The 14,032-nt window shown below is 46.0% G+C and carries 13 protein-coding genes; 12 read left to right on the top strand and 1 reads right to left on the bottom strand.

The genetic code is table 11. The annotated features are described in order from the left end of the window. The first annotated feature begins 44 nt into the window (after positions 1 to 44). From NST47_RS36885 to NST47_RS36840, 10 genes are read left to right on the top strand one after another with little or no spacing between them, the layout of a single operon-like run. Positions 45 to 1,010, top strand: coding sequence for an ABC transporter permease (locus NST47_RS36885; protein WP_341159545.1), 966 nt, complete (start codon positions 45 to 47; stop codon positions 1,008 to 1,010). Then, positions 1,007 to 2,767, top strand: a complete 1,761-nt coding sequence (locus NST47_RS36880; protein WP_341159544.1) for a dipeptide/oligopeptide/nickel ABC transporter permease/ATP-binding protein — start codon at positions 1,007 to 1,009, stop codon at positions 2,765 to 2,767. The genes NST47_RS36885 and NST47_RS36880 overlap by 4 nt, the downstream gene beginning before the upstream one ends. Then, on the top strand, positions 2,764 to 3,561 hold the full coding sequence (locus NST47_RS36875; RefSeq protein ID WP_341159543.1) for an ABC transporter ATP-binding protein: 798 nt from the start codon (positions 2,764 to 2,766) through the stop codon (positions 3,559 to 3,561). The genes NST47_RS36880 and NST47_RS36875 overlap by 4 nt, the downstream gene beginning before the upstream one ends. Before the next feature lie 43 nt (positions 3,562 to 3,604). Further along, positions 3,605 to 4,261 carry a cell division ATP-binding protein FtsE gene (locus tag NST47_RS36870; RefSeq protein ID WP_341159542.1) on the top strand — a complete coding sequence of 219 codons (657 nt, stop codon included), beginning with the start codon at positions 3,605 to 3,607 and terminating at the stop codon, positions 4,259 to 4,261. Next, the gene (locus tag NST47_RS36865) at positions 4,248 to 5,117 is read left to right on the top strand and encodes a cell division protein FtsX (protein ID WP_341159541.1); all 870 of its coding nucleotides are present in this window, start codon (positions 4,248 to 4,250) and stop codon (positions 5,115 to 5,117) included. Before NST47_RS36870 ends, NST47_RS36865 begins: the two co-directional genes overlap by 14 nt. Next, positions 5,110 to 6,087, top strand: a complete 978-nt coding sequence (locus tag NST47_RS36860) for a hypothetical protein (RefSeq protein ID WP_341159540.1) — start codon at positions 5,110 to 5,112, stop codon at positions 6,085 to 6,087. The genes NST47_RS36865 and NST47_RS36860 overlap by 8 nt, the downstream gene beginning before the upstream one ends. Positions 6,088 to 6,118: 31 nt before the next feature. After that, positions 6,119 to 6,742 (top strand): phosphate starvation-inducible protein PhoH, encoded by a 624-nt coding sequence (locus NST47_RS36855; protein WP_341159539.1) that lies wholly within the window; start codon positions 6,119 to 6,121, stop codon positions 6,740 to 6,742. Further along, positions 6,739 to 7,347 (top strand): hypothetical protein, encoded by a 609-nt coding sequence (locus NST47_RS36850; RefSeq protein WP_341159538.1) that lies wholly within the window; start codon positions 6,739 to 6,741, stop codon positions 7,345 to 7,347. The genes NST47_RS36855 and NST47_RS36850 overlap by 4 nt, the downstream gene beginning before the upstream one ends. Then, positions 7,344 to 7,976, top strand: a complete 633-nt coding sequence (locus tag NST47_RS36845; RefSeq protein ID WP_341159537.1) for a phosphate starvation-inducible protein PhoH — start codon at positions 7,344 to 7,346, stop codon at positions 7,974 to 7,976. Before NST47_RS36850 ends, NST47_RS36845 begins: the two co-directional genes overlap by 4 nt. After that, positions 7,973 to 8,578, top strand: a complete 606-nt coding sequence (locus NST47_RS36840; protein ID WP_341159536.1) for a hypothetical protein — start codon at positions 7,973 to 7,975, stop codon at positions 8,576 to 8,578. The genes NST47_RS36845 and NST47_RS36840 overlap by 4 nt, the downstream gene beginning before the upstream one ends. 322 nt (positions 8,579 to 8,900) lie before the next feature. On the opposite strand, the gene NST47_RS36835 is transcribed toward NST47_RS36840, so the two are convergent. Next, complete coding sequence (locus tag NST47_RS36835) at positions 8,901 to 9,545, bottom strand: SGNH/GDSL hydrolase family protein (RefSeq protein ID WP_341159535.1); 645 nt, start codon at positions 9,543 to 9,545, stop codon at positions 8,901 to 8,903. A gap of 425 nt (positions 9,546 to 9,970) precedes the next feature. Between NST47_RS36835 and NST47_RS36830 the strand changes: the two genes are divergently transcribed. Then, positions 9,971 to 12,676, top strand: a complete 2,706-nt coding sequence (locus tag NST47_RS36830) for an S-layer homology domain-containing protein (protein ID WP_341159534.1) — start codon at positions 9,971 to 9,973, stop codon at positions 12,674 to 12,676. A 208-nt stretch (positions 12,677 to 12,884) separates the two neighbouring features. Continuing rightward, positions 12,885 to 14,030 carry an SPFH domain-containing protein gene (locus NST47_RS36825; RefSeq protein ID WP_341159533.1) on the top strand — a complete coding sequence of 382 codons (1,146 nt, stop codon included), beginning with the start codon at positions 12,885 to 12,887 and terminating at the stop codon, positions 14,028 to 14,030. Positions 14,031 to 14,032: the final 2 nt, after the last annotated feature.

The following is a 14,032-nucleotide window of genomic DNA, read 5'->3' as shown; positions in this document are numbered from 1 at the left end:
CCTCAGGAAGAAGGGTCTTCCTCCTGAGGCTTGGTCGTAAGCTTATGCAGTATGCATTTGTTATTATTGTTGCTCTTACCATTAATTTCGCTTTGCCTCGCCTTGCACCAGGTGACCCGTTGTCATTCGTTATCGGCGCTGAAACAGCGAATGAGCTCACTCCTGAGAAACGCGAGCAGATTGAGAAGCAGCTCGGTTTGGATGGTACAGTGATCGAGCAATATGGCAGGTTTATGGGCGGAGCTGTTCGGTTTGATCTGGGAAGCTCGACTAAATTCGGTAAGCCAGTCACAACTGTACTGGGAGAACGTATCCCTTGGACCTTGATTGTTGTTCTACCTGCATTGGTATTAAGTCCGTTGATAGGGATCATCCTTGGTGCCTACGCGGCATGGAACAGAGGGAAGAAGAGAGATGTCGGCATGTTGGCTGCTATTTTGACCCTGGAGTCGATGCCCGCATTCTGGGTCGGGATGATTTTAATTGCCGTATTCGGAGTTACGCTTGGGTGGCTTCCGACCTTTGGGGCTGCTCCGATGTTTAAGGCGGATAATTGGTCCTATGTGATGGACGTTATACGTCATCTGATTCTTCCGGTTGCTACGATTACTATTGCTTCGGCAGGCACCAACTTCCTGCTGACTCGCTCCTCGATGCTCGATACATTGGGACAGGATTATATGATGATGGCGGAAGCCAAAGGTGTACGCAAGAGCGGTATCATATACAAGCATGCTCTGCGCAATGCGTTGCTGCCTGTGTATACCCATATCACGATGAGTCTGGGTATATTGGTCAGCGGAGCCGTTGTTGTAGAAACGGTATTCTCTTATCCAGGTATCGGAAGCTTATTGTTTGAGAGTGTGATTGCGCGCGATTATGCGTTAATGCAGGGAGTATTCTTAATGATTACCATCGGGGTTATACTAGCTAATCTGTTGGCTGATTTAACTTATCCACTCGTTGATCCTCGGGCTCGTATTCGCAAACCAGTGGAGGGATCTGTATGAGTAGCAGGCTATATAATAGACTAGGCTTAACAGGTATGTCTGGAAAAATGGGCATAATAGGTTTTAGCATGCTGCTCTTTATGCTGGTTCTGGCTATTGCAGGACCATCCCTGGTGAAACACGATGCTAAGGAGAGGTCAGGAGCACCGTTATCTGCTCCGACAAGTGACCATTGGCTGGGGACGAATGATCTCGGACAGGACATCGTAGCAGAGCTTGTTGTTGGGGCTCGAGTGTCATTATCTGTCGGATTTCTAGGCGCTCTCGCCGTAATGGTCATTGGTACCCTAATAGGACTTGTGGCCGGTTATTGGGGCGGGCGGATTGATGCGATATTTATGAGAATTATCGATGTTAGCATGACATTGCCTTTTTTGCCGCTCATGATTGTCATCGGGGTATTCATGGGGCCAAGCTGGACGACGCAGATTATGGTAATCGCCTTGGTCATGTGGTCCAAGGTAGCACGGGAAACGCGTTCACAGATTTTATCCCTCCGAACCCGGGGGCCTGTATTGGCCGCTCGTTCAATGGGTGCGGGTGATATTTATTTATTGTGCAAGCATATTTTTCCTGGAATAATTCCTTTAATTATTCCGCAATTCGTGCAGACCGTAAATGTGGCAATCATGATGGAATCAAGTTTAAGCTTCCTTGGTCTGGGTGATCCCTTGACGAAAAGCTGGGGCAGCATGTTGTATTACGCCAATGCACGCGGTGCGTTTCTTACGGATGCTTGGTTGTGGTGGGTATTACCGCCGGGCTTAGGTATCGTCATCACCGTACTAGGTTTTTCTTTTATTGGTTACTGGATGGAAGAACGGGTAAGTCCTCGACTACGGAGTGTCTATCGTGTAGCTTCCGGCAAGAATAAACAGGCTCGTAATGGCAAGCTCACTTTGGATGAATCCTTGAACTCAATTATTGAGGTGGATAATCTGACAGTCGTCTATCCGAAGGATCAGGGGATGGTAAAAGCTTTGAACCAGGTCAGCTTTAAGGTTGGAAAAGGCGAGGTTGTCGGCATTGTCGGCGAGTCGGGTAGCGGAAAATCTACGATAGCGGCAGCTATTATGCAATTATTGAAGCCTCCGGGGGAGGTCCAGCAGGGCTATGTCCGTTTGTATGGCTGCGATCTTGCTTCGCTCTCGATGGAGGAGCTGCGCAAGCTTAGGGGCAGTAAGATTGCTTTGATTCCACAAGCTGCAATGAATGCACTCAATCCCGTATTAACGATTCGTAAGCAAATGGCTGAAGCGGTTCTTTGCCATCGTAGAATGGACAAAGAGAGCTTAAATAGAAGGATCGATCAATTGCTTGAACAGGTAGGTATGGCTGCCCGCACTGGTTCCTCTTATCCGCATGAATTAAGCGGCGGAATGCGCCAAAGAGTCGTAATTGCAATGGCTTTAATTAACGAACCGGAGTTCGTTATCGCCGATGAGCCGACAACCGGACTTGATGTCAAGGTTCAGGTTGAGATTATTAATCTGCTGAGAAGCTTACAGAAGCAGCTTGGACTGTCTATGATATTCATCTCCCATGATTTGCCAGTCGTGCTGCGGCTTGCTGACCGGATTGTCATTTTGAAGCATGGTGAGATTGTTGATGAGGGAGCGACAGAGCGGATTGCTTACACATCGGATAATCTGTATACCCGACGTTTGATCGATTCCATTCCACGATTGAATAAACGTAATATCCATGCTGATCAGGGCTCTCAGCAAGCTGAACTGGTGCTGGGGGGAACGATATGACAAATGAACTGCTGCTTGATGTTCGTGGCTTAAGTAAAACCTATGGAAATTCAAGCAGCTCGTTGAAACATGCAGCTGTCTTGAATGGGATAGACTTCAAGCTTATGCACAACGAAACGATCGGTCTTGTCGGTGTCAGTGGAGCAGGGAAAAGTACAATTGGACGTATTATCGCAGGTCTGGAAAGCGCCAATCAGGGATCAATTCATTACGAAGGTCATGATATTTTGCGTCTTAGGGGTGCCCGGAGGAAAGCAGTGACAAGCTCGATACAAATGATTTTTCAGGATCCCTACGAGTCTTTATCTCCGCGTATGACTATTGGCCAGCTGGTGGCGGAGCCGCTGAAGATTCAAAAGACATATAAGAATGATAATGAGCAGCTATGGAAGCTAGTAAGCAATGCCTTATCGGAGGTAAGCTTATCTCCCGAGCGTTATATGAATCGTTATCCACATGAGCTGTCAGGAGGGGAACGGCAAAGAGTAGGCTTGGCACGTGCATTCGTATGCAATCCAAGACTCATCATTGCCGATGAGCCGACTTCGATGCTGGATTCATCCCTTAGACTGGATCTGCTGGAGCTTATGGATCAACTGCGTAAAAAAAATCACTCGTCGTGCATTTTTATTACCCATGATCTTGCTTTAACCTATAATTTCTGCGACCGTCTAATCGTACTTGATCGGGGTGTCATTGTGGAGTCGGGTAGTCCAAAGCAGGTGATCGATAACCCACAGCATCCCTTTACCCAAAGCTTAATTTCAGCCCTCTTGGAACTGAATCACTTTTGATCAGTATCATGATCGGCTCACAGCGAGGAGGGAGTATACTAGCATGATTCGCATCCAATCGCTTAACAAAAAGTATGGTGAACGTCACGTGCTCCAGGATTTGAATATGCATTTGGCTCCGGGGGAATTCGCCTTCCTTCAAGGACGTTCAGGATCGGGTAAAAGTACGCTGCTCAAGCTGTTATATCGAGATATCGGTGATTTCTCAGGGCGAATTGACATTGCAGGTCAACCGATTGAGAGCATTCCGAAGTTTGAGCTAAGAAGGAAGATTGGCGTCATCTTTCAATCCTTTGAGCTGCTTGAGCGCAAAACCGTGTTCGAGAATATTGCTTTGGCTGGAGAGGTTGTAGGTGTCTCCCATAGCGATATGGTGGATGAAATTAAGCGTTTGCTGCTGCGAGTCGGACTGGAGGGAAGGGAAAACGCTTATCCCGATCAGCTGTCAGGCGGAGAGCAGCAGCGTGTGGCGATCATACGGGCGTTATTGAATCGTCCTGCAATTATTTTAGCGGATGAGCCAACAGGCAACCTCGATTCGGAAACCGCTTCTGATATTGTCCGACTGCTGCTGGAGCTTCAAGTGGAATCGCAGCTTGCGATGCTGGTCGTTACGCACTCCGATCGGCTTGTAGCTGAATTCCCATCCAAAGCATGGAAGATGATCGATGGAAGGGTAACTGCAAATGAACTTATTTAAGTACTATCTTAGGGATGCGAGGGAAGGGATAGCACGTAATTTAGGTGCAGCGCTTGCTGCGGCAGCGCTTATATTCATGGCCATGATTTTACTGGGGAGCTTGCTCTTGCTTCGCTCGGGGCTTGTGGGTGTGATGAGCTATATGCAGTCGCAAATCGGTGTGAAGGTTTATGTGGATTCGGCAGTTGATGTACAGGATATTGCAAGGATCATGAAGAGTAAAAATTTTGTGAAATCGGCTAACGTCGAGACGAGGGAGCAGCTGCTTGCCAGCTTGAGTGGATTCTTCCAAGGTAAGGAATATCTGCTTCAGACATTTAAGGATAGTGATCTTCCGGATGCTGTTCGATTAGAGCTAGTTGATTATGATCTGGTCGAGCCAATTGCTGAGCAGCTGCGCCAAATACCCGGTATAACCGAAGTTATTTACCCTCAGAAGCTTGCCAAACAGGTTATCTATTGGTCGAATCTATTGAATACATTTGGGTCTATTCTGCTCGTATTCTTCGTTGTTATTGCTTTTTTGACTGTGTTCTTAGCAGTGAAACTGGCATTATACCAGCGGTTAAAGGAAATTCGTGTGAAGCTGCTGCTTGGAGCCAAGCCCCTGCATGTTAAAGGTCAATTCATGTTCGAGGGACTGCTGATCGGATTTATTGGCAGCACAATGGCAGCCATTGCTCTATATGTGATCAGTGAATATATGTTTGTTGCATTGGAGCGGCAATTTCCTTTCGTTTTCCATTTTACGTCAACGACACTTAATGGAATGATGCTCTGCATGCTGCTATCAGGCTGCTTCATAGCTGTGCTTGCCAGCTATTTATCTACCCGAGGGACAATCAAGCATGTATAAGCGGCTGGTTGTACTGTTGCTGTCGGTGTTTCTATTAGTTGTCGCAGCGAATGTATATGCACATTTGACAGGTGCCTTCGCGGAGTATTTGGCCTCCGTTCATGATGAGTCAACGACGGATAAGCTGAAGCGGGAAATCGTTTCGATTGAAGCCGAGATAGGCGAATTACATCCTCGCATGAATGTAATGGAAAAGGAATACAAGCTGAAGCAGACGATAGCCGTCGATAAATTGCTGTTCTACAATGAGCAGGGCTTGGATATGTGGCTCAGCATGCTGCAGCAATCGAGTAATGTCGTGGATCTACTTAGCAATCAGTGGCTGATGGAGCGTAATATGAATGCCTATCTCCAGGAGCTCGAACAACTGCATATGGACTATTCACAGCTTGTTGTGACGAAGGATACCTTATCCGGATACCGAGAGCTGCTGGATACGATCGGGAGAAATTTGGCGTTGAGGCAGCCGTATCTTGACAGTGTGAAGGAATATACGTTGGAGGAGAAATCCAACTTCCTAGATATCGATTGGGTCAGTGAAGTAGAGGACAAGTTCGTAGCTGCGCTTGAACAGGATAAACAGCTGGTGACGAGTAAATGGAAGGAATGGGCAGTTGCACGCTCTGGGATGGCAGTCTCTAAGGATGCCTCTTATGAACTGAAAGAAGAGTGGCTGAATGAAAGAAGCACATTGCATTATTTCTTTCGTTCTGATCACATCTATACCGTGTTTGAGCAGCCGGGTGCAAATGTGATTCTAATCGGTCAAGTATTAAAGAATGATCAGGATGATGCTGAGCTGCAATTCGAATCTGGATTTTACAACGGATTTTTGATGCCGGCTGTATTGTTAGAAGAGCTTAAAGGCTTTCAGCTTCCTTATGAGGAGTTAAGAGCGTTAGAGGGCGCAGCCAATGCAACCTACTTGCAGCAGTCGAGCGGCAAGCTGCTTTTGCTATCGACTCCATGATGAGAGGTAGACTAAGGAGAGGATGGGAACGATGGATAATAAAGATATTTTATTGCTTAATGCACAAAGTGTAGGTATGGGGGAGGTTTCCCTTCAACATACGTTTACTATGCTGGATGTGTATGATTTTCCCAATGCAAATTTGGAGCCATATATTGCGCTCATTATTCAAGGCTCTATTGATCAGGAACTGCTGCTGAGGGAAAAGGAGAAAATTCGCAAATTTGTCGATAGTGGCAAGGTGCTTGTTTTCGGAGGGCATCTCTTTCTTCCATGGCTGCCGGGTGCTTCTTCATTTATCCCCAAGGAGATTAGCAGTCATCGGGATTATGAGGTCAACTTTCACCAAGCTCATCCGATCTTTGAAGGTGTGGATACGAATGAATTGTCCTATAGGAAGGGTGTTGCCGGCTTTTTTGCACGGGGGCATCATCCACTACCGGAAGGAGCAGAAGTGCTGCTGACCCTGCCTGACGGTGAGCCTACTCTGTATATTGACCGTGTCAGTACAGAGGGAACCTTATTCGTTAGCTCAGGTAATGCACTGCTCGGCTACCAGGATCCGGCTGAATCGACTGGACAGATTACGAAAAGATTGATCGAATGGATTCGAAATGAATATGTTCACCTTCAACAAAGGAGTGTAGCACAATGAGGAAAATCGCAGCGTTATACGCAGGAGTATCTTATCAGTACCGCAGTTGGAATGAACCTAAATACAACCGATATTTGTCAGATATTCTATATATTCCAGAACTTACAGAAACATCGTTTGATGAATACGATGTCATCATTGTTCCTTCGCGACTGCATGCGGGCTTATTGGAGCGTATTACACCATGGATTCGAAGGTTTGCCGATAATGGAGGAACAGTCGTATTATTCTGGCCGCAGAGCTCGGACTGTGTTCCCTTGCAAAATTGGGAGGACAGACCGACGAACTTCTGGTGGTGGCTGGATAAGGATGCAAAGAGCGGGCTTGAATTACAACAGCCCGAGCACAACTTGTTTAAGTATTTAACGCTGGAGGATGCAACCTGGCACTATCATGGTGTATTCTGGCCTCCGGCAGGCGCAGAGGTGCTCATCACGACGGAAGATAACGGAGCTATTCTGTATATAGATAAGGTGAGTACAGCGGGAACATGGATTGTAACCACACTGGATCCCGAATTCCATTACGGGTCTTACTTCATGCCGGCAACGGAACGGTTTCTAGATGGCTTCTTTCCTTGGCTGGCCGAAGGATCAATCGCATGAGTAACAAAAACTTTCTCATGCTGCATTCAGACAGCAGCTTTAGCCAGGATCATATAAGGAATCTTCAGTTTAAAGAGGACTTTACCTTTCTTGATGCATATGACCTTCCGAGTTATGATTCATCTGAACATATCTGTATGGTAGTAAGCGGGTTAACGGATCAGGAATTTCTATATCGGGAGAAGGAAATCATCCGTGAATTTCTTAATCAGGGTAAAGTGCTGTTATTTAGCGGCCACCTATTCCGCGAATGGTTACCTGGCGCCCAAGCATTCGTTCCGAAAAGTATCCGGAACTATCAAGATTATGTTGTTTCTATTGCGCAGCCCCATCCTATATTCGAGGGTGTATTAACAGAGGATATGACGTATAGGAAAGGGGTTTCGGGGTTTTTCGCTCGTGGCCATCATCCCCTTCCGATTGGAGCGGAAGGGTTGTTGTCTCTTCCAGGCGGAGAACTTATTACTTATATCGATCGTGTAAGCACGAAGGGAACGATTATTGTCCATTCTGGCAATGATCTACTTTCCTATAACGACCAGTCGACGGCTAGCCGGATCGGTGCTCAATTGATTGCCTGGATCCTTGAGGAGCATAGTCGGATTACGGAGAGGGGCGTCCATTCATGAGGAAAATTGCTGCATTATACAGCGGAAACTCACAGCATTTCCGCTGCTTGAACGAGCCCAAATACCGCCGTTATTTAAGTGAAATCATCTACCTGCCGGATTTTGCCCAGCATTCGCTTGATGGGATCGATGTATTGTTCGTTCCTTCGCAATTACATCAAGGACTGGTTGTCCAATCTAAAGCCAAGATCGATGCCTTTTTGGAGCGGGGAGGTGCGGTTGTTATCCATGGCCCACAGCCTACAAGCTGGTTTGCCGGGCAGAAATGGGAGCATAGGCCGACCAACTTCTGGTGGTGGCTGGATAAGGAGCAATCAAGCGGACTCGTGCTTACCCAGCCTGAACATGATTTGTTTACTTACATAACGCTGGAAGATGCAACCTGGCACCAGCATGGGGTGTACTGGCCTCCTGAAGGCGTGGACATTTTAATTGCTACCGAAGATCATGGAGCCATTCTATATGTAGACAAGGTGAGTACACCAGGGACGTTAATAGTCACAACCTTGGACCCTGAACACCATTTTGGCTCCTATTTCATGCCGGCAACAGAGCGATATCTGGATGGATTTTTACCTTGGCTTGCTGAAGGGAAGCTCTAAAAACGGTAGGAACTGTTTTCCAACCTTGGACTCATTTTTCCCGCAGTTTTCAATATCACACTACCTTTTCCACCAAAAGCAAATTGTATAGGTTGCGTTAACGGAAATAGTTACATGAACATTCAAATCGAGAGTCAAAACTAAGCCGCCTCACCAAAAGTCCTAGCATTGCGCGGCGGCGAATTGTCGATTTGCCACACGCTTGCTCATCTCCACAAAAAGCAAAAAACACTGACCATTCGGCCGGTGCTTTTTCGCATTATACAGATTTCTGGGTAAGCAATCACTGATAACAGGTTCAGTCAGCATACACCATTGCAAACTACTTCTGGAGGATCAGATATGGAGCCAATTTCGTTGCGATAACTCGATGCCCCCGATCATTCGGATGAATAGGCAAAAATCCGCTCAGCGCGTCTTCGATCTTTCCATTTTGATATCCATATATAAGATCTGCCTGTTTTCCTTCAAACCATGCATGAGCGGGAGCTACAGCTGCATCGTAACTACGGGCGAGCTCGTTAATCGTACGATTTAATCCGTCCACCCATTCAACCGCAAGAGGGCTGTTTGGAAACGGATTATATTGCGTGCAGCAAATGACTCGGGCGCGGCTTCCTTTTTTTATTCGAGTAAGAATGCCACTTAAATTTCGCCTATAGTTGGCCACAAATTGTTTGGCAGCTAATGGTTGCTTGGTTTTAAATGAAAATAGTGCCGCATTAGCTAAATCCACTCCTCCGATCCATACTGAAACTACAGCAGAACGACTGATTATAGAGTCTCCCCGCCATATCACAGCATCCAATAGATCATAGCTGCTCCAACCAGGCCGAGCCAAAACCAGCCCACGAACCTTACACGAGCTTGAATTTAAGATAGACACAGTTAAATGGGGATATGCTTTTGCCAAAGAGGAAGCATTTTCTCCAAATGTAATGGAATCTCCAAGAGCTGTATAGATCATATGAATGTCACCAACTCCAACGTTTAATCATACCAACAATCTTATAGGTATGGTATGTAATCACGCACAAATTGTGTCGACGTTAACAGCACTAGGAGTCGAAGACGCTATTATAATCTGCAAGAAAAGATAACTTCAATAGATGCTGCCGGATTAATTGTACACAGGTTTATCCACAATACGCACAGGCACCAAAGTCTTGCTGTGCATAACTTTATGTGAAGATATGAACATATCCACAGCATTGGATATTCACAAGGAAATTAAGTTCTTTCCAAACAAGCTTATCATCATGCGGCGGCGAATCATTCAAAGATACGCTCAGTGAATGGGATCATAGATAGTAAGTGAGCAGCACTAATAATTGAAACCCTTTGAACCGATTAACTTATTTATGACATGATTTCAAAAAGAGGGGAAAAACATTGAGAACATTTATGAAAAGCTTTATGATCCTATTCGTTTGTTTCGGACTTATTGTCTCATCCTCGCACGCCGTGGCTGCTAATGTTACGTACATTCGGATTGAGGAAAATCCCGTTAACAACCAATATTATGGTGCGGGTGGACTGCCTTATAGCATTCCGGTGCGATACAAGGTGCTAGCAACAATGGACGATGGTACGGAGAAGGACGTTACGGCATCTGCCAGCTACTCTTCGAGCAACCCGAACGTAGGGACGATGACGACCGATGGGACCACTACCGGTAATCTATTCGGCAGTACGATTATCACTGCTGTGTATGGCGGAGTGTCAGGCACGAAGACCTTTGAGGTGTTCAGTCCGATGAATCTGTCGTTCGATACGCCCAATTATTCTTTACATACAGGTGAGGTTCGTACCTTTACGTTGAAGGGTGGTTACAATTACCATACGATTGTCGTTACGGATAAGGCGACGTATTCCTCATCTGACCCTGACATCGCCACTGTAGGCCCGAGCGGCATCACGGCCCTTAAGCAGGGGAAAACAACAATTACAGCCGTCTTCGGTACGATACAAGCTACGGCTACTGTGTTCGTCAGTAATAATACGGATCCATTCAGCGGCAAAAACCTGTCTGTTATTAACCAACAGAAGGAATCAGCGATCCGATATCTGAATGAAATGAGACAAGCTGTTGGAGTCCAACCGCTTCAGCAGAATGACAAGCTCGACAAAGCCTCGCAGGCGCACAGCAATTATTTGAATTCCTTCAGTCAACAGCAAATTCTCGCAATGGGCCTTGATGCTCATAATGAGCTGGCGGGACAAACGGGCTTTACCGGGATTTCGCCGCAGGAGCGGATGCTGGCTTTCGGTTACATTAATTCCCAATGGGGAGCTTTCATTCAATCGGGAGAAACCATTGCCTTCATGGCCAATGACAATAATGCTGCGGTTCGATCGCTGCTCGATGCCCCTTATCACCGGATCGTACTATTGGATCCGAATTATTCAGAAGTAGGAGTCGGCATTAACGTAGAGGGTCCAGGACTTAGTACAGTCATTAATCCGGGCAGTACGAATGTGGATGAGGATAAATACAGTCTGTCTCAGGTCTACTATCCGTATCCGAATCAAACGGATGTTCCGCGGAGCTGGTTTGCAGCTGAATTTCCGAATCCGCTAAGGCCGCATGCCAAAGAAAACACAGTTGTTGGATATCCGATTTCCATCTCGAATGGGCCTCTCGCCGGGAATTTGGTATTTAAATCAGCTAGCATTAAGGATAAGAACGGCAATGAAATTCCTTATTACCATACTGACGAATCGAACCTGGCCTCCGGGGACAAAAACTTTATTTTTCTGATTCCGAAGGACCCGCTTGAGGGAAGTATGACCTATACCGTACATATTGAGGCTGATGTGGTTCACAATAACATAACGGCACCAATCAATAAAACATGGTCTTTCATAACGAAGCAATCCGGATTCCTTAGTTTGTCGGCTGACCCGCAATCGCTGACGCTCAAGGTGGAGGAGTCGGTTCGTGCTAAGGCTGCATTGCTTAACGATGATCGTACAACGGAAGATGTAAGTGATAAAGCTCAATGGAGTTCCTCGAATCCGGATCAAGTCAAAGTGGAAGGGGGACGAATTACGGCGATTTCTGCTATAGAGGGTGCTGAAATCGAAGTCAGCTATCAAGGCTTGAGGGCCAAAATCAAAGTAGACGTCCAGGCATCTAACATTGGCACAGGCTCTCAGCCAAATTCCAGTCCTTTGCCGTTCAAGGATGTGGACGCGACGTATTGGGCCGCAGACACAATTCGGTGGGCGGTTCAACAAAACATGATCAATGGGTTTGAGGATGGAACCTTTCGGCCTGATCATGATGTGTCAGAAGCCGAATTTGCGGCCATGCTGTTTCGGGCTTATGGTGTCAAGAAAGAAACAGGCAAGGATACTGAAGGTAAGCATTGGGCCGAGCCTTGGTATCTATATGCCAAATCATTAAACGGTTCACTTCAAGGATATCCGGATGACAAGCTCAGAGATAAAGCAATGAGTCGTTTAGCTGTAGCTGAGTTGATTACGGGGGCAGACGGTTACTACTATTCCGGCAATGACGCTATTCAATATTTACTCGCAAAAGGGTACTCAACCGGCAAAAGCGGGCGCAGTATTGAGGGGTACTTGGGGAATGATAATTTGACGCGAGCGGAAGCACTGCAATTCATTAAAAATATGCGTCCGCTGATGAAGGAGTTGAAGTCCCGTCCGACTGTCCCTAGTCCCAAGGACCAGCTGCCATCATTGAATGCTGTACTTCCTGTTAAGCCTACTCAGCCCGCCGAAGGCAGCAAACCGGCTGCAGCCCAGACACCGGCAATTCCGCAGGTGGCAGAGCAGCGGAATGTAGCTGTGAATGGAACAATCACCGCGACCTATAATAAGGGTAATACGATCACGGTGGAGGGAACGCTTAAAAATTACGAAGGTAAAGACGTGCCGATCCAACTGGATAAAGTAGTCAATTTGGCTGGGGATGGGAAGCTTCTCCAAACCTATACGGTACATGTGGATAGCAGCGGACATTTCAAGCTGGTCTCCGATCCGCTGCAGGCCGACGATATTAATGTATTTGTTAGAACCGATAAAGCTACTTATGCTCTACAGGTCCATTCGCCTAACAGCAAGCCTTAACCCAAACCGAATCGTTACAAAAGGGTCAGTTCCTATTCAGCGGACTGGCCTTTTTTGCATGGAATTTTGCTGAAGCAACAGGACAAATAGTTGTATTTCAAATACTAACATCTTACATTTAATGAAATTAATAATTGATTAAAAGAGGTAAGGTGTAATACAATTAGGAGACAAAGTTTGGAAGCGGCAAAGTAGGAGTGATATAATTTTGGCAATTATTGATGTCATAAAATTTAATGGAATAGCCAACCGTAACTGGCTGGTTTATCGGTATCCTGGTGAAAGCTTTGTTTATGGGACGCAGCTTATTGTTGGTGAAGGTCAAATAGCTGTGTTTGTTAAAGGCGGCAAAGCACTCGACTATTTTTCCGCAGGAACCTATACGCTTAACGCCCCCAATATCCCCATTTTGCAATCCTTGATTAATATTCCTTTTGGTGGTAGGACTCCTTTCACGGCAGAAGTGTTTTTTATAAATAAAACCGTGAAGCTTGATGTTTTCTGGGGAACAAATGATCCGATCAGTTTAATCGACCCCAAATATTCAGTTAGGATGAGAGTTCGCGCGTTCGGACAATTTGGAATCAAAATTACGGATTACCGTGTATTTTTAACAGAGCTTATCGGTGCTGTTGGCGATGATCAGATCGTTAAATATGATACAATCATGAACTTTTTCAAAGGTGTTACTATGACGAAGGTAAAAACAATTATCGCAGATACCATTATTAACCAAAAGATATCTGTCCTTGAAATAGCCCCGCGATTGGAGGAGATATCAGAGACCTCTCTAGAAAGTCTTTCTGGTGAGTTCGAACGCTATGGAATTCAAATCGTTAATTTCAATTTGTCGTCGATTAATTTTCCAGATGAGGATTTTGATACGATCAATAAAATATTGGGTGAAAAGGCCGCTTTCGACATTATAGGAGATAATCGTTATCAGGTTAAACGCTCATTTGATGTCATGGAAACTGCGGCTGGCAATGAAGGTGGAGGAAGTATGGCTGCGGCAGGTATGGGCTTAGGTCTTGGTGCCGGAGCGGGTCTGGCGATGGGGAACTTATTTTCCAATACGGCAGGTAATGTGATAAAAAATCCCGTTAAAGGACTACCATGCAAGAAGTGCGGGGAAATGAATGAGTCAGGAGCTAAATTCTGCTGCAGCTGTGGAGAAAAGCTTGTAACGGCTCAAATCGACTGCTACTCATGCGGCACTGCAGTGGATGAGAATGCCAAGTTTTGTTCAAATTGCGGCAAATCGATGCTGCATAAAACTTGTCCCGGATGTCATACCGACAATAAGCCTGGAACCAAGTTCTGTTCAGATTGCGGCACTAAATTGGAGGAGTGAAG

This window comes from Paenibacillus sp. FSL H8-0034, from assembly GCF_038000305.1.
Lineage (GTDB): Bacteria > Bacillota > Bacilli > Paenibacillales > NBRC-103111 > Paenibacillus_S.
This window is presented reverse-complemented; position numbering and strand designations above follow the sequence as displayed.